The sequence below is a fragment of the Achromobacter sp. K91 genome (assembly GCF_003576205.1).
Lineage (GTDB): Bacteria > Pseudomonadota > Gammaproteobacteria > Burkholderiales > Burkholderiaceae_B > Achromobacter > Achromobacter aegrifaciens.
In genome coordinates, this window is the sequence record NZ_QWFB01000048.1 from 84492 (window position 1) to 106484 (window position 21993).

The 21993-nt window shown below is 67.9% G+C and carries 16 protein-coding genes; 9 read left to right on the plus strand and 7 right to left on the minus strand.

Annotated elements, in window-relative coordinates:
- The first annotated feature begins 64 nt into the window (after window positions 1-64).
- Window positions 65-229 (plus strand): hypothetical protein, encoded by a 165-nt coding sequence (locus DXK93_RS32020; protein ID WP_158598570.1) that lies wholly within the window; start codon window positions 65-67, stop codon window positions 227-229.
- Window positions 230-304: 75 nt separating this feature from the next.
- A complete protein-coding gene (purL, locus tag DXK93_RS23425) occupies window positions 305-4354 on the plus strand; it encodes a phosphoribosylformylglycinamidine synthase (RefSeq protein ID WP_119451269.1) in 4050 nt (1349 codons plus the stop codon).
- Window positions 4355-4436: 82 nt separating this feature from the next.
- Here purL and DXK93_RS23430 read toward each other — a convergent pair whose 3' ends face one another.
- From DXK93_RS23430 to DXK93_RS23440, 3 genes are all read right to left on the minus strand, one after another.
- Window positions 4437-6833 (minus strand): TonB-dependent siderophore receptor, encoded by a 2397-nt coding sequence (locus tag DXK93_RS23430; protein WP_119451270.1) that lies wholly within the window; start codon window positions 6831-6833, stop codon window positions 4437-4439.
- Window positions 6834-6935: 102 nt separating this feature from the next.
- On the minus strand, window positions 6936-7898 hold the full coding sequence (locus DXK93_RS23435; RefSeq protein ID WP_119451271.1) for a FecR domain-containing protein: 963 nt from the start codon (window positions 7896-7898) through the stop codon (window positions 6936-6938).
- Window positions 7895-8401: a sigma-70 family RNA polymerase sigma factor gene (locus DXK93_RS23440; RefSeq protein WP_054456247.1), complete on the minus strand. Its 507-nt coding sequence runs from the start codon at window positions 8399-8401 to the stop codon at window positions 7895-7897. The genes DXK93_RS23435 and DXK93_RS23440 overlap by 4 nt, the downstream gene beginning before the upstream one ends.
- A gap of 169 nt (window positions 8402-8570) precedes the next feature.
- Between DXK93_RS23440 and DXK93_RS23445 the strand changes: the two genes are divergently transcribed.
- The 5 genes from DXK93_RS23445 (at window position 8571) to DXK93_RS23465 (ending at window position 15067) form a co-directional block, all read left to right on the plus strand.
- A complete protein-coding gene (locus DXK93_RS23445) occupies window positions 8571-10196 on the plus strand; it encodes a methyl-accepting chemotaxis protein (RefSeq protein ID WP_054456248.1) in 1626 nt (541 codons plus the stop codon).
- Between the two features lie 249 nt (window positions 10197-10445).
- Complete coding sequence (locus DXK93_RS23450) at window positions 10446-11918, plus strand: M20 family metallopeptidase (RefSeq protein WP_054456249.1); 1473 nt, start codon at window positions 10446-10448, stop codon at window positions 11916-11918.
- A 69-nt stretch (window positions 11919-11987) separates the two neighbouring features.
- A complete protein-coding gene (locus tag DXK93_RS23455; protein WP_054456250.1) occupies window positions 11988-12545 on the plus strand; it encodes a DUF1415 domain-containing protein in 558 nt (185 codons plus the stop codon).
- A 227-nt stretch (window positions 12546-12772) separates the two neighbouring features.
- Window positions 12773-13759 (plus strand): tripartite tricarboxylate transporter substrate binding protein, encoded by a 987-nt coding sequence (locus tag DXK93_RS23460; protein WP_054456251.1) that lies wholly within the window; start codon window positions 12773-12775, stop codon window positions 13757-13759.
- A gap of 9 nt (window positions 13760-13768) precedes the next feature.
- Window positions 13769-15067, plus strand: a complete 1299-nt coding sequence (locus tag DXK93_RS23465; RefSeq protein ID WP_054456252.1) for an acyl-CoA thioester hydrolase/BAAT C-terminal domain-containing protein — start codon at window positions 13769-13771, stop codon at window positions 15065-15067.
- A gap of 25 nt (window positions 15068-15092) precedes the next feature.
- Here the strand turns inward: DXK93_RS23465 and DXK93_RS23470 are convergent, their stop codons facing one another.
- The 3 genes from DXK93_RS23470 to DXK93_RS23480 are packed head-to-tail and all read right to left on the minus strand — an operon-like array spanning window position 15093 to window position 18213.
- Complete coding sequence (locus tag DXK93_RS23470) at window positions 15093-16064, minus strand: tripartite tricarboxylate transporter substrate binding protein (protein ID WP_054456253.1); 972 nt, start codon at window positions 16062-16064, stop codon at window positions 15093-15095.
- Window positions 16065-16067: 3 nt separating this feature from the next.
- Window positions 16068-16520: a cupin domain-containing protein gene (locus DXK93_RS23475; RefSeq protein WP_054456254.1), complete on the minus strand. Its 453-nt coding sequence runs from the start codon at window positions 16518-16520 to the stop codon at window positions 16068-16070.
- Between the two features lie 10 nt (window positions 16521-16530).
- Entirely contained in the window at window positions 16531-18213 is a 1683-nt protein-coding gene (locus DXK93_RS23480) for an alkaline phosphatase family protein (RefSeq protein WP_054456255.1), read from the minus strand.
- A gap of 113 nt (window positions 18214-18326) precedes the next feature.
- Between DXK93_RS23480 and DXK93_RS23485 the strand changes: the two genes are divergently transcribed.
- Together DXK93_RS23485 and DXK93_RS23490 are read left to right on the plus strand one after the other, a co-directional pair.
- Complete coding sequence (locus tag DXK93_RS23485; protein ID WP_119451272.1) at window positions 18327-19232, plus strand: LysR substrate-binding domain-containing protein; 906 nt, start codon at window positions 18327-18329, stop codon at window positions 19230-19232.
- Window positions 19233-19391: 159 nt separating this feature from the next.
- Window positions 19392-20987 (plus strand): FAD-dependent monooxygenase, encoded by a 1596-nt coding sequence (locus DXK93_RS23490; RefSeq protein WP_119451273.1) that lies wholly within the window; start codon window positions 19392-19394, stop codon window positions 20985-20987.
- On the opposite strand, the gene DXK93_RS23495 is transcribed toward DXK93_RS23490, so the two are convergent.
- Window positions 20936-21985, minus strand: a complete 1050-nt coding sequence (locus tag DXK93_RS23495) for a DUF4105 domain-containing protein (RefSeq protein ID WP_119451274.1) — start codon at window positions 21983-21985, stop codon at window positions 20936-20938. The genes DXK93_RS23490 and DXK93_RS23495 overlap by 52 nt on opposite strands.
- Between the last annotated feature and the right edge of the window lie 8 nt (window positions 21986-21993).

Genomic DNA, 21993 nt, shown 5'->3' on the forward strand with positions numbered 1-21993 from the left:
CATCCTACCGTCGCGCCGTGGGGCCGGAAGTTCGTGTTTTCCCGCGGTGCGGGATGAGCGCAACATGTTGCAACGCAATATAAAACCGCAGGCAGGGCGCCGGGCGGTATTGGGAAAGATTCGCAGCGGCGCGGAGTTGGCGCGGATGCTGCTTTGCACCATCCCGGTGCGCGGCCTTCGGAATTCTTTTGTAACAATGGCCGAAACAGGGGCGTTCGGGATCGATTGAACAACGGCTCCGGGAAAACCCCCTAAACAGGTAAAATCTCTTTTTGCTCTCCTCTCTTTATACGGCGCCCGCATCGTGTCCCTAGTTCAGCATCTGCCTGGTTCCTCCGTCCTGTCCTCCTTCCGTCGCGATCGCCTCCTGGCGCAATTGAAGGAAGCCGGCTTGCCGGTGGCCGACATATCCGCCCGCTACGAGCACTTCGTCAGCACCGACGCGGCCCTGACGGCCGAACAGCAGCAACATCTGACCCAATTGCTGGACTACGGCACTCCCGCCACCGGCGACGCGCCGGCCAAGAGCCTGTCCCTGCTGGTGATTCCGCGCCTGGGCACGATTTCGCCCTGGGCCAGCAAGGCCACCGACATCGCCCACAACTGTGGCCTGGCGTCTGTGCACCGCATCGAACGCGGCGTGCGCTACGTGATCACTCCCGAGCGCGGCCTGCTGGGTACCAAGTCCTTCGACGACGCCATGCTGGCGCGCGCGGCCGACTGCCTGCACGACCGCATGACGGAAACCGTGGTGGACGCCAGCTTCGACGGCCAGGCGCTGTTCCAGCCGCTGGCCGGCAAGCCCATGCGCACGGTTGACGTGCAGGCGCAGGGCGCTCAAGCCCTGGCCGAAGCGAACGTCTCGCTGGGCCTGGCGCTGTCGGACGACGAAATCGAATACCTGGCCAAGTCCTTCACCGACCTGGGCCGCGATCCGACCGACGTGGAACTGATGATGTTCGCGCAGGCCAACAGCGAACACTGCCGCCACAAGATCTTCAACGCCCAGTGGGTGATCGACGGCCAGGAACAGCCCAACACGCTGTTCGGCATGATCCGCGCCACCCACAAGGCGCAGCCCGAAGGCACCGTGGTCGCCTATTCGGACAACGCCGCCATCATGGAAGGCGGCCCCGCCCAGCGCTTCCAGGCAGGCGTGCCGGGCGTGACCGGCGAGGGCGTCGAAGGCGCCAGGTACATCCGCCGCGACACCACCGTGCACACGCTGATGAAGGTGGAAACCCACAACCACCCGACCGCGATCGCGCCGTTCCCCGGCGCCTCGACGGGCGCGGGCGGCGAGATCCGCGACGAAGGCGCGACCGGCCGCGGCTCCAAGCCCAAGGCCGGCCTGACCGGCTTCACCGTGTCGCACCTGCGCTTTGACGACGCGCTGCAACCCTGGGAAGCCGACCATCATGGCCTGCCCGAGCGCATCGCCTCGCCGCTGTCCATCATGATCGACGGCCCTATCGGCGGTGCGGCGTTCAACAACGAATTCGGCCGTCCCAACCTGCTGGGCTATTTCCGTTCGTTCGAGCAGACCGCCGGCGGCACGCGCTGGGGCTACCACAAGCCCATCATGATCGCGGGCGGCCTGGGCAGCATCGACGCCGGCCTGACGCACAAGGACGTGATTCCTCCGGGCGCGCTGCTGATCCAGCTGGGCGGTCCGGGTTTCCGCATCGGCATGGGCGGCGGCGCCGCCTCCAGCATCAGCATGGGCAGCAACTCGGCCGAGCTGGACTTCGATTCCGTCCAGCGCGGCAACCCTGAACTCGAGCGCCGCGCCCAGGAGGTCATCGACCGCTGCTGGCAGCAGGCCGAGAACAACCCCATCATTGCGATCCACGACGTGGGCGCGGGCGGCCTGTCCAACGCCTTCCCGGAACTCGTCAACGACGCCGGCCGCGGCGCCATCTTCGACCTGAAGCGCGTGCCGCTGGAAGAATCGGGCCTGTCGCCCGCCGAAATCTGGAGCAACGAATCGCAGGAACGCTACGTCCTGTCGATCCTGCCCAAGGACCTGGAACGCTTTGACGCCATCGCCCGCCGCGAACGCTGCCCCTACGCGGTGGTGGGCGTGGCCACCGAGGAGCGCCAACTGCGCGTGGTGGACGGCGAGGGACTGCCCGGCCTGGACACGATCCGTCCGCAGGGCGAAGCCGAAGTGCGTCCGGTGGACGTGCCGATCGACGTCATCCTGGGCAAGCCGCCGCGCATGACCCGCGACGTCACGCGCCTGCCCGGCGTGTCCGCGCCGCTGGACCTGGCCGGCATCGACCTGACCGAAGCCGCCTACCGCGTGCTGCGCCACCCCACGGTGGCCAACAAATCCTTCCTCATCACCATCGGCGACCGCACCGTGGGCGGGCTGTCCAGCCGCGACCAGATGGTCGGTCCCTGGCAGGTGCCGGTGGCCGATTGCGCCGTGACCCTGGCGGACTATGAAGGCTTCCGCGGCGAAGCCATGTCCATGGGCGAACGCACCCCGATCGCCATGCTGGACGCGCCGGCCTCCGGCCGCATGGCCGTGGCCGAGGCCCTGACCAACCTGGCCGCCGCCGACGTGGCGCGCCTGGAAGACATCAAGCTGTCGGCCAACTGGATGGCCGCCTGCGGCGTTGCCGGCCAGGACGCCGCGCTGTACGACACCGTGTCGGCCGTCAGCGAACTTTGCCAGGCCACCGGCCTGTCGATCCCGGTGGGCAAGGATTCCCTGTCCATGAAGACGTCCTGGGAACAGGACGGCGAACAGCGCCAGGTGGTGGCGCCGGTGTCGCTGATCGTCACGGCATTCGCGCCCGTGGCCGACGTGCGCGCCAGCCTGACCCCGCAGCTGCGCACCGACGCTGGCGACAGCGTGCTGATCCTGATCGACCTGGGCCGCGGCCGCCATCGCATGGGCGGCTCGATCCTGGCGCAGGCCTATAACCAGGTCGGCGAAACCGTGCCGGACATCGACGCGCCGCAAGACCTGCGCGCCTTCTTCGTCACCATCCGCACCCTGGCCGAGGCCGGCACCATCCTGGCCTACCACGACCGTTCCGACGGCGGCCTGTTCGCGACCCTGACCGAAATGGCCTTCGCCGGCCGCACCGGCATCTCGGTCAACCTGGACATGCTGACCTTCGATCCGCAATCGGCGGATTGGGGCGACTACAAGATCCGCCCCGAGCAGGTGGCGGTGCAGCGCGAGGAACTGACGCTCAAGGCGCTGTTCTCCGAAGAAGCCGGCGCCGTCATCCAGGTGCCGGCCGCCCAGCGCGACGCCGTCATGCAGGTGCTGCGCGGCGCGGGCCTGTCGGCGCACTCGCATGTCATCGGCGGCCTGAACGGCGCCGACGAAGTCGAGTTCTACCGCGACGGCAAGAAGGTCTGGGGCCAGCCGCGCGCCGAACTCGGCCGCGCCTGGAGCGAAGTGTCCTACCGCATCATGTCGCGCCGCGACAACCCGGCCTGCGCCCAGGCCGAACTCGACGTCTGGAACGACGCCACGGACCCGGGCATGAGTCCCAACGTGGACTTCGATCCCCAGGAAGACGTGGCTGCGCCCTTCATCAACACCGGCAAGCGTCCGCGCGTGGCGATCCTGCGCGAGCAGGGTTGCAACAGCCAGGTGGAAATGGGCTGGGCCTTCGACACCGCCGGCTTTGAAGCCGTTGACGTGCACATGACCGACCTGTTGTCCGGCCGCGTGGATCTTGCTCAGGTGCAAGGGCTGGTGGCCGTGGGCGGCTTCAGCTACGGCGACGTGCTGGGCGCCGGCGAAGGCTGGGCGCGCACCATCCGCTTCAACAGCAAGCTGTCGGACCAGTTCGCCGCCTACTTCGCGCGTCCCGACACCTTCGCGCTGGGCGTTTGCAACGGCTGCCAGATGATGGCTGCGCTGGCGCCGATGATCCCGGGCGCAGAGTTCTGGCCGCGTTTCACGCGCAACCTGTCGGAGAAGTACGAAGCCCGCCTGGCGATGGTCGAAGTGGCCAAGTCGCCGTCGATCTTCTTCGCCGGCATGGAAGGCGCGCGCATTCCGGTGGCCGTGGCGCACGGCGAAGGCTATGCGGACTTCTCGCAGCAGGGCGACGCCAGCCGCCTGCTGGCCGCCGCACGCTACATCGACAACCGCGGCCAGGCCACCGAAGCCTACCCGTTCAACCCGAACGGCAGCCCGGGCGGCCTGACCTCGGTCACCACCGCCGACGGCCGCTTCACGGTCATGATGCCGCACCCGGAACGCGTGACGCGCAACGTCATGATGTCGTGGGCGCCCGAGAAATGGGGCAAGGCGGACAAGGGCGGCGCGTTCAGCCCCTGGATGCGCATCTTCCGCAACGCGCGCGTCTGGCTGAAGTAAGCCAACCGCTCGCGCCGGGATGAGCTTCCCGGCGCCTGCGCGAAACGCCCCGCTATTTGGCGGGGCGTTTTCATTGCGGAGTTCAGAACTGGTACTTCACCCGGCCGATGACGCTGCGCCGGCTGCCCGGATAGCAATCGCTCAGGTCGGAGCAGGTCGCCAGGTATTCCTTGTCGAACAGGTTGGTGGCGTTGACCGACAGCGTCAGGTGCTTGTCGACCGCATAGGACACGCCCGCGTCCACCAGCGTGCGCCCGGCGATCTTCAGCGTGTTGGCGTTGTCGCCGTAGGTCGAGCCCACGTAGCGCAGGCCCGCGCCCAGGCTCAGCCCGGCCAGGGCGCTGTTGCGCACCGTGTAGTTGAGCCAGCCCGAGGCGCTGTGCTCGGGCACCAGGGCCGGACGGTTGCCTTCGGTGCCGTTGTTGGCGCGGGTGATCCGGGCACGCACATAGGTATAGGAACCGGTGAAGTCCCAGCCATCGCCCAGGCTGAACTTGCCTTCCAGTTCCACGCCGCGCGATTGCACCTCGCCCGAGGCGACCTGGAAGCCGGGGTTCTGCAGGTCATTGGTCAGCACGTTGCTCTTCTTGATGTCGAAGACCGCCAGCGTGTAGAGCGCATTCGACCCGGGCGGCTGGAACTTGATGCCGCCTTCCCATTGGCGTCCGCGCGAGGGCGCGAACGGAGAACTGCCATTGGCCGGCGCCGAGGTCCCGGTATTGGGCAGGAAGGACTGGGCGAAGCTGACGTAGGGCGCGACGCCGTTGGGCATGACGTAGTTCAGGCCGGCGCGGCCGCTGAAGCGACTGCCGCTCTGGTCGGTGTCGTTGTTCAGGATGCGGTTTTCAGTCTTCTGGCTGTACCAGTCGTAGCGGCCGCCCAGGGTCAGCACCCAGCGTTCATCGAAGCGGACCTGGTCCTGCAGATACAGGCCGGTCTGGTGCGTGCGTTCCAGGTAGTTGGCCAGCGGTATGGTTGGCGTGGGCACGTCCACGCCATAGACCGGGTCGAACGGGTTCAGGCTGGGCGCCGGCCCCATGGTGCGCGACACGTCGGCGCTGCTGCGGTTGAAGTCCAGGCCCAGCAGCAGCGTATGGGCCAGCGGGCCGGTGCGCAGGTCGAACTGAGCCTGGTTGTCCAAGGCCAGCGCGGTCATGCTTTCGTCGTAGCGCCGGGCTGTGCGGGCGATGCCGGTGGGCGTCAGGCCGGCCAGGAACATGTTGTCCAGGATCGAATCGACCCGCCCGTAGCGCAGGTTCTGCCGTACCTGCAGCGTGTCGTTGAAGCGGTGCTCGAACAGGTAGCCGATGCTCTTCTGGTCCTGGTCGTAGCGGTTGAAATTGGGATCGCCGTTGCGCAGATTGGTGGGCTTGCCGTTGACCGTGACCGTGCCGATGGTGCCGCCGGAGCGGTCGCGCAGGTACTCCGTCAGCAGCGTGAAGCGGGTCGCGGCGGAAGGGGCCCAGGTCAGCGAAGGCGCCAGGAACAGGCGGTCGTCGGAGATCCGGTCGCCGTTCGGATAGGTGAATTGCGTGTTGGCGTCGCGCGCCACGCCGATGACGCGGTACATCAGCGTGCCGTCTTCGGTCGCCGGGCCGGTCAGGTCGACCGCCGCCTGCTTGCGCTGGAAGCTGCCGTACTCCAGCTCGGCCTCGTAGTGCGGCGTGGCCGAGGGCAGTTTGCTCACTCGGTTGATGACCCCGCCCGCGTCGCCCTGGCCGTACAGCACGGAAGAGGGGCCGCGCAGCACCTCGATGCGATCCAGCGCATAAGGTTCGCTGCGGAACAGGGTGTAGCCGGAGGTCGCCTGGCGCAGGCCGTCCTTATAGTCGCTGGTGGCCTGGGCGTTGAAGCCGCGCAGCATGACCCAGTCGAAACCCTTGGGGTCCACGCCGTAGGTTTCCACCGTTACGCCAGGCACGTAGCGCAGCACTTCGGTCACGCTTTGCGCGTTCTGCGCTTCCATCTGCGCGCGCGTTACCACCGAGATCGACTGCGGGACTTCCAGGATGGGCGTGTCGGTCTTGGTGCCGGCCCGGGTTTCCTCGGCCACGTAGCTGTCGGGCGCTACGCTTGAGGCCCGCACGGTGACCGGCTCCAGCGTGGAGACGCCGGCCGCGCCGGGCGGCAGCGGACGCAGCACGTAGCCGCCGCCTTCCAGGCGCGCCGCCAGGCCGCTGCCGGCCAGGATCGCGGCATAGCCCGCGTTCAGGCCATAGGCGCCGCGCAGGCCGGGACTGCGCCGGCCCGCGGTCAGGGCGCCGTCGATGGTGATGGTCACGCCCGCTTGCTGCGAATAGGCGTTAAGCACCTGGTCCAACGGGCCGGCGGGAATGTCGTAGCTTCTGGCGGCCCGCTCCTGGGGCGAGGGGACGCCCGGTTCCGCGGCCATGGCGGCGGGGGGCGCGGCCAGCGCCAAAGCGGTCAGGGCCAGCGCCAGCGTGCTGCGGGCGGGCTTGGGAGTGGAGCGGGCTTGCATGTAGTGGGTTCCTCGTTGCGGACGTGAATGCTGCGGATATGCAGGTATCCCGAACGAGAAATAAAAAGTGCTACGGTTTTCGCGAAATTTTTTTGTGGAGGGCTATCTGGGTTCCACCACCACCCAGTAGCTCGTGTAGCGCGACACGCGCAGCGGCAGGGCTCTTGCAAGCGAGGCCAGGATCTGGTCCGTGTCGTCCAGGGCGTACACGCCCGACACGATCAGGTCGGCCACGCGCGGGTCGCAGCGGATCACGCCGCGCCGGTAGCGTCCGACCTGCTCCAGGAAATCGGCCAGGCGCAGGCGTTCGGCCACCAGTTGGCCGCGCAGCCAGGCTGGCGCCTGCTGCAAGGCGTCCGGCATCGGCTCGGCCGCCAGCGGCGTGAACGCGGCGGATTGGCCCGCGTCCAGGCGCAGGGGGCGGCCCCGGAACGGCTGGATCTCCACCGCGCCTTCATAGACGCCGACCCGTATCCGGTCGCGCTGCTGCTCCACCGTGAACCGGGTGCCCAGCGCCTGCACGTCGCCAAAGGCGGTGGCGACGAAAAAGGGGCGGCCCGCGGCGGCCGGGCCGTGGCCGGTTTGCACGTAGATCTCGCCGCGGCGCAGGACCAGCCGGCGTGTGTCGGCGGTGTATTCCATGTCCACGGCGCTGTCGCCGTTGAGTACGAGCCGGGTGCCGTCGGCCAGCGTGATTTCGCGCCGTTCGCCTACGGCGCTGCGGTAGTCGGCGGCGTAGGCCTGCCAAGGCAGGCGTTGGGCCGCCAGGCCCGCGGCGCCGGCGCCCAGCACCGCCCAGCCCATCAAGCGCAGGGCCTTGCGGCGTCCCGCCTGCCGGCCCGAGCGGGCCAGAGCCTGGGCCGATGCCTCGGGCGACACGTCCATCAGTCGCGTATCGATCCGCTGCACTTGCTGCCAGGCGCGCTCATGGTCCGGATGGGCGGCGCGCCAGCGCTGCCAGGCCGCGCGTTCGTCGGCGCTGGCTTCGCCGGACCACAGGATGACCAGCCATTCCAGTCCTTGAGCCAGTATCGGTTCGGGGATGTCCCCGTGCCGGGCGCTCACAGCGCGGCCAGGCAGGCTTGGGCGGCGCGCAGCATGTGCTTGCGCACCAGCGCCACCGACACGCCCAGGCTTTGCGCGATGTCGGAATAGGTCCGGCCCTCGAACCGGGACAGGATGAAGACCTGGCGGGCGCGGGCGGGCAGGGCGTCCAGCGCGGCGTCCACCGCCATCAGCGTTTCCAGCGCCAGCGCGCGCGCCTCGGCCGAAGGCATGTGCGCTTCGGGCAGGCTGGCCAGGGCGTCCAGGTAGGCGCTTTCCAGGGCGCGGCGGCGGTACAGGTCCACCACCAGGCCCCGGGCGATCTGGGTGAGAAAGGCGCGCGCCTGGCCGGCTTCGGGCAGCCGGCCCGAGTTCAGCAGCCGTTCGTAGGTGTCGTGCGACAGGTCCGCGGCATCGTGGGCGCAACCCAGCCGCCGCCGCAGCCAGCCCGCCAGCCATCCGTGATGGTCGCGGTAGAGCAGGTTCAAGGCATGGTGCGCCGTGGGCTGGGTGGCCGCCGTCACGATGGGTTCCCGTCAGGTCCAAAACTGCAAATGATAATCGTTGTTAATTGTGTTGGACAAGCGCGGCGCGGAACGAAATGCCTCATGCAATCAAATGAGATGTTTAACTTTTCATTGCAACCTGTCGTAAAGCATAGGTAGCCGCTACACGCAACCCGGAGTGACCCCAATGTTCAAGAATCTCAGTATTCGCGCGGTCTTGACGACCGCTTTAGCCGTTTTCTTCGCGCTTTTCCTGCTAACCGGCATCGCCGTCCACCAGCAGTTGACCTCCAACCGCAATTCCATCGAAGTGCTGCTGGACACCAACCTGGTCCGCGCCAATGCGGTGAACGGCGCTGGCGCCGAACTGTTGCGCGCCCGCCTGGTGCTGCTGGCCGCGCAGACCGCGCTGATGGAAGGCAAAAGCCTGGACAACCTGGCCAGCATGCAGCGCCTGGACGGCTACACCAAGAAGGCCGGCGAGCTGATCGACCTAGCGCGCAAGACACCCGAAACCTCGCCCCAGGGCAAGCCCCTGCTGGACGCGGCGCTGGCGGCCTACGACGTCTATCACCGCGACGCCATCGTGCCCATGATCGCGGCCATCCGTGCCGGCAACGCACAGGATTCCAACCGCCTCAACCTGGAAAAAGTCACGCCGCTGGGCCTGACCTTTACCGCCGCCATCCAGAAGTACGTGGATTACGCCGACGAAGTCGGCCAGCGCGTGGCGCGCGACGCCTCCACCCGCATCAACGGCGCGATCGCCGTCCTGATCGGCCTGCTGGTCGTGGTGGCCGCGCTGGTGGTGGGCCTGTACGCGGTGTTCGGCCGCGCGGTGTTCCGTCCGCTGCATGAAGCCGGACGCCTGTTCGACCGCATCGCCGGCGGCGACCTGACCAACCGCATCGAGCAACGCGGCAACAACGAAATCGGCGTGCTCTACGCCGCCGTCAAGCGCATGCAGGACAGCCTGGCGCGTACCGTGTCGGCTGTGCGGCTAGGCGTGGAAGAGATCCACACCGGCGCGCGCGAGATCGCCGCGGGCAACATCGACCTGTCTTCGCGCACCGAGCAGCAGGCCGCCTCGCTGGAAGAAACCGCCGCCAGCATGGATGAACTGTCTTCCACCGTGCGCAACAACGCGGAAAGCTCGCGCAGCGCCTCGGAACTGGCCGTGGCGGCGTCCGAAGTGGCCACGCGCGGCGGCCAGGCCGTGGGCGACGTGGTCGGCACCATGCGCGGCATTGCCGACAGCTCCAACCGCATCGCCGACATCGTCGGCGTGATCGACGGCATCGCCTTCCAGACCAACATCCTGGCGCTGAACGCCGCAGTGGAAGCGGCGCGCGCCGGCGAGCAGGGCAAGGGCTTCGCCGTCGTGGCCAGCGAAGTGCGCGCCCTGGCGCAGCGCAGCGCCGCCGCCGCCAAGGAAATCAAGGGCCTGATCGACGACTCCGTGCAGAAGGTATCGGTCGGTTCGGACCAGGTGGAAGCCGCCGGCGCCACGATGCAGGAAATCGTGGTCTCGGTGCGTCGCGTGACGGACATCATCAACGAAATTTCCAGCGCATCTGAAGAACAGTCGCAGGGCATCCAGCAGGTCAACCAGGCCGTGTCGCAGATGGACAGCGTGACGCAGCAGAACGCCGCGCTGGTCGAAGAGGCCGCGGCGTCCGCAGCCTCGCTGGAAACCCAGGCGCAGCGCCTGCGCGAAGCCGTGGCCGTGTTCAAGCTGCAGACCGGCCGCGTGATCGACGCCGACGCGCCGGCCGTGGGCCGCAACGGCGAACCGGCTTTGCTCGGCGCCTGATTGCGTCGCTGACCTTGGCCCATAAGGCGGCCGGCCCGGAGGGCTGGCCGTGAACTGAACCAAAGCCCCCTGCGTGTTTGCGCCTTGGGGGCTTTGTTCATGGGCCAGATCTGCGGCCCACAGGGCGGCACCACATGGCGGCACCATTTCCCGGCGCCGACGACAACCAGGGACAAAAGGTGCCAGCCGCGCCACACAGGCATAAAATAGCGGATTGCCTACCCCCTCCCGCACACAGGATCCCGCGCCATGAACGCACGCATCCCCGAAGACGCTCTTCCTCCCACCCTGGACCCGAAGGCCCTGCAGGCTTTCGTCGACGAGAAATGGGACAACGAGATCATCCCGGCGCTGACCGACTACATCGCCATCCCGGCCAAGAGCCCGGCGTTCGACGCGGACTGGGAAAAGAACGCTTTCATCGAGCGCGTGGTGCGCGACGCCGCGCAGTGGGTCGAGGCGCAGAAGGTCTCCGGCCTGAAGCTGGAAGTGGTGCGCCTGCCGGGCCGCACGCCCGTCATCTTCTTTGACGCGCCCGCCACCCGCAGCGACAACGGCGACACCGTGCTGCTGTACGGTCACCTGGACAAGCAGCCCGAATTCTCCGGCTGGCGCGCAGGCCTCGGCCCCTGGACCCCCAAGCTCGAAGACGGCAAGCTCTACGGCCGCGGGGGCGCCGATGACGGCTATGCCGTGTACGCCTCGCTGACCGCCATCATGGCGCTGGACAAGCAGGGCATTCCGCGTCCGCGCTGCGTGGGCATCGTCGAAACCTGTGAAGAATCCGGCAGCTACGACCTGCTGCCCTATGTGGACGCGCTGCGCGACCGTCTGGGCAACGTGGCCCTGGTGGTGTGCCTGGACTCCGGCGCCGGCAACTACGACCAGCTCTGGATGACGACCTCGCTGCGCGGCATGGTGTCGGGCACGCTGGAAGTCCAGGTGCTGGACGAAGGCGTGCACTCGGGCGACTCCAGCGGCGTGGTGCCGTCCTCGTTCCGCATCCTGCGCCATCTGCTGGACCGCCTGGAAGACAGCAGCACCGGCCGCCTGCTGCCGCAGAGCCTGCATTGCGAGATCCCCGCCGAACGCGTGGAACAAGTGCACGCCACCGCGCGCATCCTGGGCGACGAAGTCTGGCGCCGTTTCCCCTGGAGCTGCGGTGCCGACGGCGGCTTCGTGCTGCCCATGACGACCGAACCCGAGCAGGCGCTGCTGAACCGCACCTGGCGTCCGACGCTGTCGGTGACCGGCGCCGAAGGCCTGCCGCCGCTGTCCAGCGCCGGCAACGTGCTGCGCCCGCGCACTGCATTCAAGCTGTCGCTGCGCCTGCCGCCGCTGATCGACGCCGTGGCCGCCTCGCAAGAGATCAAGGCCCTGCTGGAAGCCGACGCGCCCTATAACGCCAAGGTGATCTTCAAGGCCAACGAAGGCGCCGCCACCGGCTGGAACGCCCCGGCCTCGGCGCCCTGGCTGACCCAGGCGCTGGATGCGGCTTCGCAGCAATACTACGGCGCGTCCTGCGGCTACATTGGCCAGGGCGGCACCATTCCGCTGATGAGCATCCTGCAGAAGGGCTTTCCCAAGGCCCAGTTCATGGTCTGCGGCGTGTTGGGCCCCAAGTCCAACGCCCACGGCCCCAATGAATTCCTGCACGTGCCCTACGGCAAGAAACTGACCGCAGCCGTGGCCCAGACCATGGCCGCCATGCCCACCGCGTAAGCGGCGGCGACGCTCTTCAAAGCGCGGGCCGCAACGCCCGCGCTTTTCTTTTTTCCAGGACGGACACCCATGATTTCCACTTCCGACGCCTACGCCAACGTGGTCGCTGAGACCAAGCACTGGCTGAACCAGGCCGTGATCGGCCTGAACCTCTGTCCCTTCGCCAAGGCGGTGCAGGTCAAGGACCAGATCCGCTTTGCCGTCAGCGATGCCACCGACGCCGAAGGCGTTCTGACCGACCTGCAGGACGAACTGGCGCTGCTGGCCGAAGCCGATCCGGAAAAGATCGACACCACGCTGCTGATCATTCCCGACGCGCTGGACGATTTCATTGATTTCAATGACTTCGAAGACCTGTCCGACCGTCTGCTCAAGCGCATGCGTCTGGTGGGCGAGCTGCAGGTGGCCACCTTCCATCCGCAGTTCCAGTTTGCCGACACGCAGCCGGACGACATCGAGAACTACACCAACCGGTCGCCGTACCCGATCCTGCATCTGTTGCGCGAAGACAGCATCGACCGCGCGGTGGAGTCCTTCCCGGACGCCGCCGAAATCTACGAGAAGAACATCGATACGATGAAGCGGCTGGGGCTGGAAGGTTGGAAGAAGCTGATGACCAAGGCATAGCGCCCTCAGATCGCATACCAAATACCGCTGTTCGGAATAAAGCGCTCGCTTGCTCCACGGAGAGCCTCGGGATATCCCTAGATAGCCCGTCCGTGGTATTGCATACAACATACTGACGCCGTGACAGCTCGCCGTAAGGTGAGCGGCCCGCGCGTCCTTTCCCTTCGATTGCTTTGCCCCGCGGCCTCTCCCGGGCGCGGGGGCGTTGTCCTTGCCTGGAGAGTTGTATGCGATTTACCCGCCGCCATGCCCTGGGCGCGCTCGCCGCGCTGCCCCTGATCTCGCGCCCCGCCTGGGCCCAGAATACCTTTCCGACCCGTCCCGTGCGCCTGCTGGTGGGCTTTGCCCCTGGCGGGCTGACCGATATCGCGGCGCGCGCCCTGGCCGAGCGCATGGGCAAGACCTTGAAGCAGAGCGTAGTGGTGGAAAACCGTCCCGGCGGCCAGGCCATCATCGCCACGGTGGCGGTGGCGCGCGCCGAGCCCGATGGCTACACGCTGGGTTTCGCCGGCACCAACGGCATGATCCTGAATCCCTTGCTCTACAACAACCTGCCTTACCAGCAGTCGGATTTCAAGCAGCTGGGCTCCATGGGCAAGTCGCCGATGCTGCTGATCGTGCATCCCGACCTGGGCGTGAAGAACGTGCAGGAATTCATTGCGCTGGCCAAGAAGAAGCCCGGCGACATCACTTGCGCGCATGCGGGCCGCGGCGTGATCAACCACCTGGCGCTGCTGCATTTCCAGTCCAAGACCGGCACGCAGTTCCAGGACGTGCCCTACAAGGGCAGCGGCCCCGCGCTGCTGGACCTGATGGCAGGCACGGTGCAGAGCACCTTCGACTTCCCGACCTCGGCGCTGCCCAACATCAAGTCTGGCAAGCTGCAGGTGCTGGCGGTCACCTCCGACAAGCGCCTGTCCAGCTTGCCCGACGTTCCCACCATGAAGGAAGCGGGCGTGGACGGCTTCGAGCTCTATACCCGCATGATGATCTCGGGTCCGGCCGCCATGCCGGCGCCCGTGGTCGCGGCGCTGGAGAACGCCGTGCGCGAAGGCACGCGCGATCCCAGCCTGGTGCAGCAGTTCGCGGACCAGGGCGTGACCGTGGAGTTCACCTCGTCGGCCGACCTGGACAAGGTCATCGCCGATGAATCCGCCATGTGGGCCCAGGTCATCAAGGCCAACGGCGTGCCCAAGACCGACCTGAAGAGCTAAGGAGCCACCGTGGCAGAACAACCCAGCATCACCGTCACCCCGGAACGCGCCCTGATCGACGTGACGCGCGAGATCCGCGTGAGCGGCTTTCCGGCCTACGCCTTCATCACGGTCACGGCCAGCATGACGATGTGCGGCGCGCCATGGCGCTCGCAAGCGGTATTCGTGGCGGGCCATGACGGCAGCCTGGACCTGTCCCGCGATTGCCCCGTGTCCGGCAGCTACGCCGAACCCGCGGCCATGGGCATCGTCTGGTCCATGACCTGCGAGGACGTGGCCAGCGTGGTGTTCCCGCCGGACCGGACCGAGCCGCTCGTCATCCGCATCGAAGCCAGCGACGGACGCCAGTCCGCCGCGGCGACCCTGGTGCAGGAATTCCAGGCCGAAGGCGTCACGCACCGCAGCGTGCGCGAGCAAGTCGGCGGCATGACGCTGTCGGGCGAGCTTTACACCCCCGCCGGACCGGGCCCGCATCCGCTGGTGATCTACATGAACGGCTCGTCCGGCGGCGTCAACGCGCCGCGCGCGGCGCTGTTCGCGTCCCGCGGCTACCAGTGCCTGGCGCTGGCCATCTTCAACTACGAGGGCCGCCCCAAGTATCTGAACGACATGCCGCTGGAGTATTTCGAGCATGCGCTGCGCTGGGCACGCGCGGAGCTCAAGCCGCGCGACGGCTTCGTGGCCCTGTCCGGCATCAGCCGCGGCGGCGAGACCTCGCTGCTGGTGGCCTCGCATTACCCGGACCTGGTAAGCGCAGTGGTCGCCTATGTGCCTTCGCCCGTGATGCACGGCGTGGTCAGCGCTGGCGCGCCCGGCACCGGCCGCGACGCGCAGGTCTGGACCAAGGGCGGCGAGCCGCTGCCGCACCTGTGGCAGGACAACGCCAGCGCCAATTGGGACGCCGCCTACGCGTCCCAGCCGCCGTACCGCCAGACGCACGCCTTTCTCAGCGCCACGCGCGACAGCGCGGCGTTCGAGCGCGCCCGCATTCCGGTCGAGAACTATCCTGGTCCGGTGCTGCTGGTCAGCGCGTCGGACGACGGCTTCTGGCCCAGCACCGCGTACTCTGAAATCGTCATGCGGCGGCGCCAGGAACATGGCTTGCCCACCTTCCACCATGTCTGCATGGGCGCCGGCCATCACGTGCACTATCCCTGCCTGCCCGCGACCCTGATCAGCAAGCCGCACGCCATGTCCGGCCTGCTGCTGGACGCGGGCGGCACGCCCAGCGCCAACGCGGCGGGCAACGAAGGCTCCTATCTGGCGGTGCTGGAGTTCCTGGGCAGGGTGGGGGGCGTGGCGAAGTAGGCGGCCGGGCTTGGCCGCCCGCCCGTCATCCGTTGCGCAGCTTCTGTTCCGACACGAACGCCGACCAGCGTTGCAGCTCGCCGCGTATCAGCCCGGCGAACTCGGCCGGCGTGTTGGCCTGGGCGGCTTCCATGCCCAGGCCGGCTAGTTTGTCACGCACCTCGGCGTCGGCCAGGATGGTCTGCATGGCGCCGTTCCATTTGGCGATCAGGTCCGGCGGCGTACCTGCGGGAGCGACGATTCCCTCCCATTCTTTCAGGTTGAACGCAGGCACGCCGGCCTCGGCCAGCGTGGGCACGCCGGGCAAGGCGGCCATGCCGCCATCGCGCGTGACGGCGAGCGCGCGCAGCTTGCCGGACTGCGCCAGCGGCACGGCGACGGAAGCGGTGGCGAACATGGTCTGCACGTAGCCGCCCATCAGTGCCTGCGCCGCTTCCGCAGGACCCTTGAACGGCACGTGCAGCATGTCTATGCCGGCCGCCTGGCAGAAGGCCGCGCCCAGCAGATGGGCGGGCGAGCCGTTGCCGCCGGAACCGTAGCTGAGCTTGCCGGGCTGGCGCTTCGCCTGTTCGACCAGGCCGCGGACGTCGGCGTATTCGCTGCCTGGCGCCACCAGCAGGGCGTTATACAGCCAGACCAGGTTCGCGATCGGCGCGAAGTCGCCATCCGTGCGGTACGACACCTTGCCGAACAGCGCCGGCAGCACGGTATGCGTCAGGAACATGATGCCCACGGTGTAACCGTCGGGGGCGCTGCGGGCGACGGCGTCCAGCCCTATCATGCCGGTCGCGCCGGGCCGGTTCTCCACCACCACCGGCTGCCCCCACAGGCGCTGCAGCCTTTCGCCGATCACGCGCGCCAGCACGTCGGGCGGGCTGGCCGCCGGCAGCGGCACGATGATGCGTACGGGCTTGTCCGGGTACGCGGCGCGGGCGGCCCAGGGCAGGGTACAGGCCAGGGCGCCGGACAGGCCCTTCAGTAGCGTGCGGCGGCGCATGGTTCAGGCCGCTGACGAGACAGGCGGCATGAAGATCACGTCGTACTCCGGCGCCACCGCAACGACCTCCGCCGGACTCGACATGTTGTGGATGCGCCGGTAAAGCTCCAGCAGCTTGCCCGCGGGCGCGGCCCAGAACAGCGCGGTGGCGGCGACGCCGGAATTGTTGAAGAAGGCATGCGGCACGCCACGAGGCATGCGCACGAGGTCGCCGGGGCCGGCCGAGGTCTTCTTGCCGTCCAGCAGCAGGTCGATGCGGCCGTCCAGCACGAAGATGTACTCGTCCTGGTTGGGGTGCACGTGCGGCGGCACGAAGCTCTCTTCCGGAAACGTGGCGTGCCAGGAAATGCTGTCCAGGCTGACCTGCTTGGGCACGTACACCTGGCCCAGGATGTTCCAGGAGACGCCGTCCAGGCCGGCCTGGGCGCGGGTGATGTCGGGGGTTTCGAGAATCATGCTGCACTCCTCAGGATTGCGACAGCCGATCCAGCGTCGGCTTCACGAGCGGGTTGGATGATGCGAAACGGGGCTTGAACGTCTGCCTGGCGCGGGCCAGGTCGGCTTCGTCCCAATAGCCGATCAGGATGCCGCCCTCGGAAATGCGCGGCTGGACTTCGATCGATTCGATGGTGCCGTCGGCCACCGTGGCGCGTTGGCGCGGCTGGCGCGCCCAGCGGAACAGCAATTCCTCCATGCGCTTGCGCACCGCCTCATGCGCGGGCGAGGCGCCCAGGTCGACGAATTCGTTCGGGTCTTCCTGCAGGTCGTACAGCATCGGCCGGTAGCCTTCGGCCAGCACGTACTTCCAGCGTTCATCGCGCACCATGCGCAGCCAGGCCTGGCGCGCGGGCGTACCCAGCGCGATGCGCGAATCCTGGAAGGCGTAGTCGTACTCGCAGATGACGTGGTCACGCCAATCCGGCGGCGTCTGGCCGAACAGCAGGGGCCGCAGCGAACGCCCGTCCATGATGTGCGGCACCGGCACGCCGCCACAGGCCTCCAGGAAGGTCGGCGCCAGGTCTATTGCTTCGACCATGGCCGCGCAGCGCGTGCCGCGGGCGGCGTCAGCCCGCGGATCCGGGTCGTAGACGATCAGCGGCGCGCGGATGACGGGTTCATGGAACAGGTCCTTTTCCCCCATCCAGTGGTCGCCCAGATAGTCGCCGTGATCGGACGTGAATACGATCATGGTGTTGTCGAACAGTCCGCGCGCCTCCATGAAGCGGAACAGCGCGCCGAGCTGGTCGTCGATCTGCTTGATCAATCCCATGTAGCCCGGCATGACGGCTTCGCGCACGCCGGGCTCGGAAAAGGTCGCCGACACGCGATGCTGCATCATCGCGGCGTACACCGGATGCGGGTCGGCGCGTTCGGCCTCCGATCGCACCACAGGCAGCGCGTCCTGCGCGTTGTACATGCCGGCGTAGGGCGCAGGCGCCAGATAGGGCCAGTGCGGCTTGATGTAGGACAGGTGCAGGCACCAGGGCTGCTCGCCCGCCTCGCTGATGAAGTCCATCGCGCGGCGCGTGATGTACGGCGTCTCCGAATGCTCGTCGGGCACGCGCGCGGGCAGGTTGGAGTACTTCAGGAACCAGCCCGAGCGCACCGTGCCGTCCGCGTCCACGGCGGAATTGGCCCAGCTTTCCCAGGGATTGTCGCCGCCGTAGCCCTGCGCGCGCAGATAGTCGTTGTAGCGCGGGTCCGGGTCGTGGCCAGAATACGGATGGATGCCATCGTCGCGCTCGTAGGCGTCGAAGCCGCATTCGGCAATGCGGCGGCCGATGACGGAGGCCGGGTCTATGCCCAGCCGCGACATGCCGGCCATGTCCGCGCGCATGTGGGTCTTGCCCACCAGCACGGAACGCACGCCCAGCGGCCGCAGATGGTCGCCGATGGTCATCTCGCCGGCCTTCAGCGGCACGAAGTTCCAGCTGGCCCCGTGCGCATGCACGTAGCGTCCGGTGTAGTAGCTCATGCGCGACGGGCCGCAAACGGGCGACTGCACGAAGGCGCGGTCAAAGATCACGCCGCGCGCGGCCAGCGCGTCCAGATTCGGGGTCTTCAGCCTGGGGTGGCCGAAACAGGAAAGATGGTCGTAGCGCAGCTGGTCGCACATGATGAAGAGAATGTTCTTCACGCCTCGGGTCATGCTAGGCTCCTGTCTCCGATTGGGGCATGCAGGAATTCTATCGACGGCCTGCGCGCGCATCCCTTGAATTGTTTTGATGTCGATTACCCCAGGTAATCGGCCGGAGAGGCGGCTTGCGACTCCAGCATCTGAACCTGTTGCTCACCCTGGCCCGGACTGGCAGCATGCGCGCCGCCGCGCAGGTCCTGAACGTGTCGCAGCCGGCGCTGACCAAGTCGCTGCGCCAGCTGGAAGAAGAGGTCGGCGCCGAACTCGTGGTGCGCACGCCCAAGGGCGTGCGGCTGGCGCAGGCCGGCGAGATCCTCGCGGCGCGCGCCGCGGTCGTCATGCGAGAAATCGAGAAGGCTCATGAAGACCTGGCTTGGCACCTGCGCGGCGCCGAAGCCCAGGTGACCCTGGGCGTATCGCCCGCCGCCGCCATCCTGCTGGCGCCGGGCGCGGTGGCGCGCTACGGCGCGCGCTGGCCGCAGGTGCGGCTGCGGGTGCGCGACACGCTGTATCCGCAGGCGCTGGAGCGCATCCGTTCGGGCGAACTGGACATGGCGCTGGGGCCGCTGCCCGAAGCGGGCGGGGGAGGCGACCTGGCCGTGCAGCCGCTGTTCGAAAGCCAGTCGGTCATCGTTGCGCGGGCGTCGCATCCGCTGGCCGGCGCCCGGCGCCTGAGCGAACTGGCCGGAGCCGCCTGGGTGCTGACCGGGCCGGCGCAGGGGCCCGGCGATCCCAGGGCGCTGTACAGCGACGAAACGCAGGCACGCGCGCTGCACCTGCAGCTGGAATGCGAGTCCTTTTCCACGCTGCTGGCGCTGATGCCGCAGCTGGACCTGATCGGCATCATGCCGCAAGGGTTCCTGGACCGTTACGGGCCGGCGTTGGGACTGGTGCGGCTGGACATCATCGATCCCTTGCCCAAGACCGTCATCTACGTGACGCACCGCGCCGATGCGCCGCTGACGGTGCCGGCGCGCCGCCTGCTGGACGCGCTGCTGGGCGAGGCCGCGCAGCTGGCCGGCCACCGCTGAGTCGCCAGGGATCGGTCCAAAAGGTTGAGGTCCGTCCGCGGCGTCATGCCAGCGGCGTAAGCCTCAATATCTTTGACGGCCAGCGATGCGCGGCCTTACTTTTTTTGGTTCGTGCCGAGGCGCAATCCAGGTCGCCTCGAAATTTCTCGAGGCGACATCATGGTGATTGCAACGACAGTCCTAGTGGTGGGCGCCGGTCCGGCGGGCCTGCTCACCGCCGCCGAGCTGCAACGGCGCGGCGTGCAGTGCCTGTTGATCGATGCGCACGAGCGGCCGCTGGAATGGGACCGCGCAACGGTGGTCCACCCCCACTCGCTGGAGATCTTCGATTCGCTGGGCATCGTCGAGCGGCTGCTGGCCGCGGGCGTGAAGCAGCGCGGCGCGCGCATCCATGCCGACGGCAAGGTGCTGGGCGAGATCGATCTGGACCTTTGCGGCAGCCGCTACCCCTACAACATCGGGATTTCGGAAGAGGTCACGGAGTCCATCCTCGCCGACTATCTGGCCAGCCACGGCGGCGCCGTCCAGCGGGCCAGCAAGCTGGTGGGTCTGCAGGAACGGCCGGACGGCATGCTGGCCAGGATCGAGCAGCCGGGCGGCGCAATCGAAGTGCTGGCCGAGTGGGTGATAGGCTGCGACGGCCACCACAGCACGGTGCGCGAGCTGACCGGCATCGAGCAGGACGGCCACGACATCAGCCAGCCTTGGGCGGTGTTTGACGCCGCGATCAGCGGCTGGCCCGAGATCTTCGAGGCCAATTACGCCTACCTGGACAGGATCCCGGTGATCCTGACGGCGCTGCCGGGCCAGCGCTGGCGCGTGTATCTGCGGCCTACTGCCGAAGACTCCGATCTGGTGGCCGATGCCTTGTCCACGCTGCGGCGCTATCTGCCCGAGGCGAATTTCGAGGACGTGGCCCATCCGGCGCGCTTCCGTTGCTACACCAAAGTCGCGCGGCAATTCCGGGCCGGTCGCATCCTGCTGGCCGGAGACGCCGCGCACACCTGCAGTCCGGCCCAAGGCCATGGCATGAATAGCGGCCTGCACGACGCCGTCAACCTGGCCTGGAAGCTTGCGCTGGTCTGCGGCGGCCAGTGCTCGGACAGTCTGCTGGACAGCTACCAGGCGGAGCGCCGGCCGGCCGCGCAGCGCGTGCTGGCGTCGGGCGACGAGGCCGAGAGCGCCCAGCTGGCCACTGACCCGGACGTGCTGCGCGAGCGCAATGCCGCCATCCGCAAAGCCTTCGAGGATGGCGCCTCGCAGCACCACGAGGCCGTTGCCGAGGCGGAGCTGGACATCGATTACCGCGATTCGCCCATCGTCATGGGAGACCGGCACGACCCGGTTTCGCCGGGCCAGCGGCTGCCCGACCAGATCCCGATACGCCTTGCGGCGGGCGGCGCGGGGATGTTGCATGAGAGCGCCCACCGCAAGGGCCATACAGTCTTCATCCTGGGCGGCCCGCGGACGTCTGCGGACGCGCTTGCCCAGGTTCGCGCCGCGATCGAGCCGCTATCGGACGGCGCCATCATCGAGGCCGTGGTCGCGCTGACGGCGAATGCGGATGTCGATGGCGTGGACGGCTATGTGGATCCCTCGGTGGCCGGAAGGCTCGGCGTGCGGCATATCCTCGTGCTGGCCGTCAGGGCGGATGGCCATGTCGGGCTACGCTCGGAAGAAAGCCACCTGGAGACACTGGGCGCTTACTTGGCGCGGCTGCGCGCACCGGCGCCGGGCACGGCCGCGCCATCCTGAGCGGGGGCGGGCGCCTGCGGCACGCCTGGCACGCCGCGCCGGATGTTGCGCGAGAATTCGGCCGCGTCCGCGGTGGCGCGGGCACGCTGCGTGTAATGGCCGGCCTGCCGATACGCCAGCGGACTCTCCGCTCCTTCCAGAGCATCCAGGCGGTACAGGTACTCGGGCAGATAACCCGAGAACAGCACGCGGTAATCCAGCGGCAACCCCGGCACGATCTGGTCGGCGAGCCGGTACACGATGGTGGTGCAGTTGCCCGTCAGCGTGTTGTAGAAGCGCGGCTTGTCCGCCAGCCGGGTAGCGGTCTCCACATAGGCCAGGAACAGCTTGCGGGCCGCGCCGTCCGGCATGTGCACGCGGTACAGATAGCCTTCTTCGCCGCGCACGTTGGTGCGCACGCGCAGGCTGTCTTCCTCGGTCGAGGCCAGCACCGACAACTCGTACTGGCGGAAGAAACCGCCAATTTCCGAGAACACGTCGTGCAGCTTGCGGCGTATTTCCACCGAGAACACCACGTACTGGCCATCCGCAAAACCAAACGACACCAAGGCGTGCGCGATGGCGGGCCGGCCCCAGTAGGACAACGCCAGGTCTACCGATTCCAGGCGTGACAGGTCGTAGCTGTGGGTCTCCCAGCGTATGTCGTAATCGGTGCGCGACCGCCAGTCGAAGTTGCGCACGTTGCGCAGGGTGACGATGTCGCCCTCGACCGTTCCTTGCGTCTGGCGCGCCACCTCGGGCATCCACTGGCGCTCGTTGGACGGCCGCACACCCAGCCACCACCAGGCCAAGAGCGCCAGCAGCAGGGCGCCGAACAGCCAGGCAATCAAGGGCTGTCCGATAGACAGGCCGATCAGTGCGCCGGCCGCGAGCGCGAGCCAGGCCGCCGGCAGGACGGCGCGCGCGCGGCCGGGGAACGGCGATTGGAACCAGAGCGCCGCCGCGCCCCAGGCCGCGCCGGCCACGATGGCCACGCCGCTCACGATCTGCGCAATCATGGCGTCTT

What these genes read in the sequence shown, in the direction of transcription:
- DXK93_RS32020 (WP_158598570.1), top strand. Translation starts at nt 65, where the DNA reads ATGTTGCAACGCAATATAAAACCGCAGGCAGGGCGCCGGGCGGTATTG.
- DXK93_RS23430 (WP_119451270.1), bottom strand. Translation starts at nt 6,833, where the DNA reads ATGCAAGCCCGCTCCACTCCCAAGCCCGCCCGCAGCACGCTGGCGCTG.
- DXK93_RS23445 (WP_054456248.1), top strand. Translation starts at nt 8,571, where the DNA reads ATGTTCAAGAATCTCAGTATTCGCGCGGTCTTGACGACCGCTTTAGCC.
- DXK93_RS23450 (WP_054456249.1), top strand. Translation starts at nt 10,446, where the DNA reads ATGAACGCACGCATCCCCGAAGACGCTCTTCCTCCCACCCTGGACCCG.
- DXK93_RS23455 (WP_054456250.1), top strand. Translation starts at nt 11,988, where the DNA reads ATGATTTCCACTTCCGACGCCTACGCCAACGTGGTCGCTGAGACCAAG.
- DXK93_RS23460 (WP_054456251.1), top strand. Translation starts at nt 12,773, where the DNA reads ATGCGATTTACCCGCCGCCATGCCCTGGGCGCGCTCGCCGCGCTGCCC.
- DXK93_RS23470 (WP_054456253.1), bottom strand. Translation starts at nt 16,064, where the DNA reads ATGCGCCGCCGCACGCTACTGAAGGGCCTGTCCGGCGCCCTGGCCTGT.
- DXK93_RS23475 (WP_054456254.1), bottom strand. Translation starts at nt 16,520, where the DNA reads ATGATTCTCGAAACCCCCGACATCACCCGCGCCCAGGCCGGCCTGGAC.
- DXK93_RS23480 (WP_054456255.1), bottom strand. Translation starts at nt 18,213, where the DNA reads ATGACCCGAGGCGTGAAGAACATTCTCTTCATCATGTGCGACCAGCTG.
- DXK93_RS23490 (WP_119451273.1), top strand. Translation starts at nt 19,392, where the DNA reads ATGGTGATTGCAACGACAGTCCTAGTGGTGGGCGCCGGTCCGGCGGGC.
- DXK93_RS23495 (WP_119451274.1), bottom strand. Translation starts at nt 21,985, where the DNA reads ATGATTGCGCAGATCGTGAGCGGCGTGGCCATCGTGGCCGGCGCGGCC.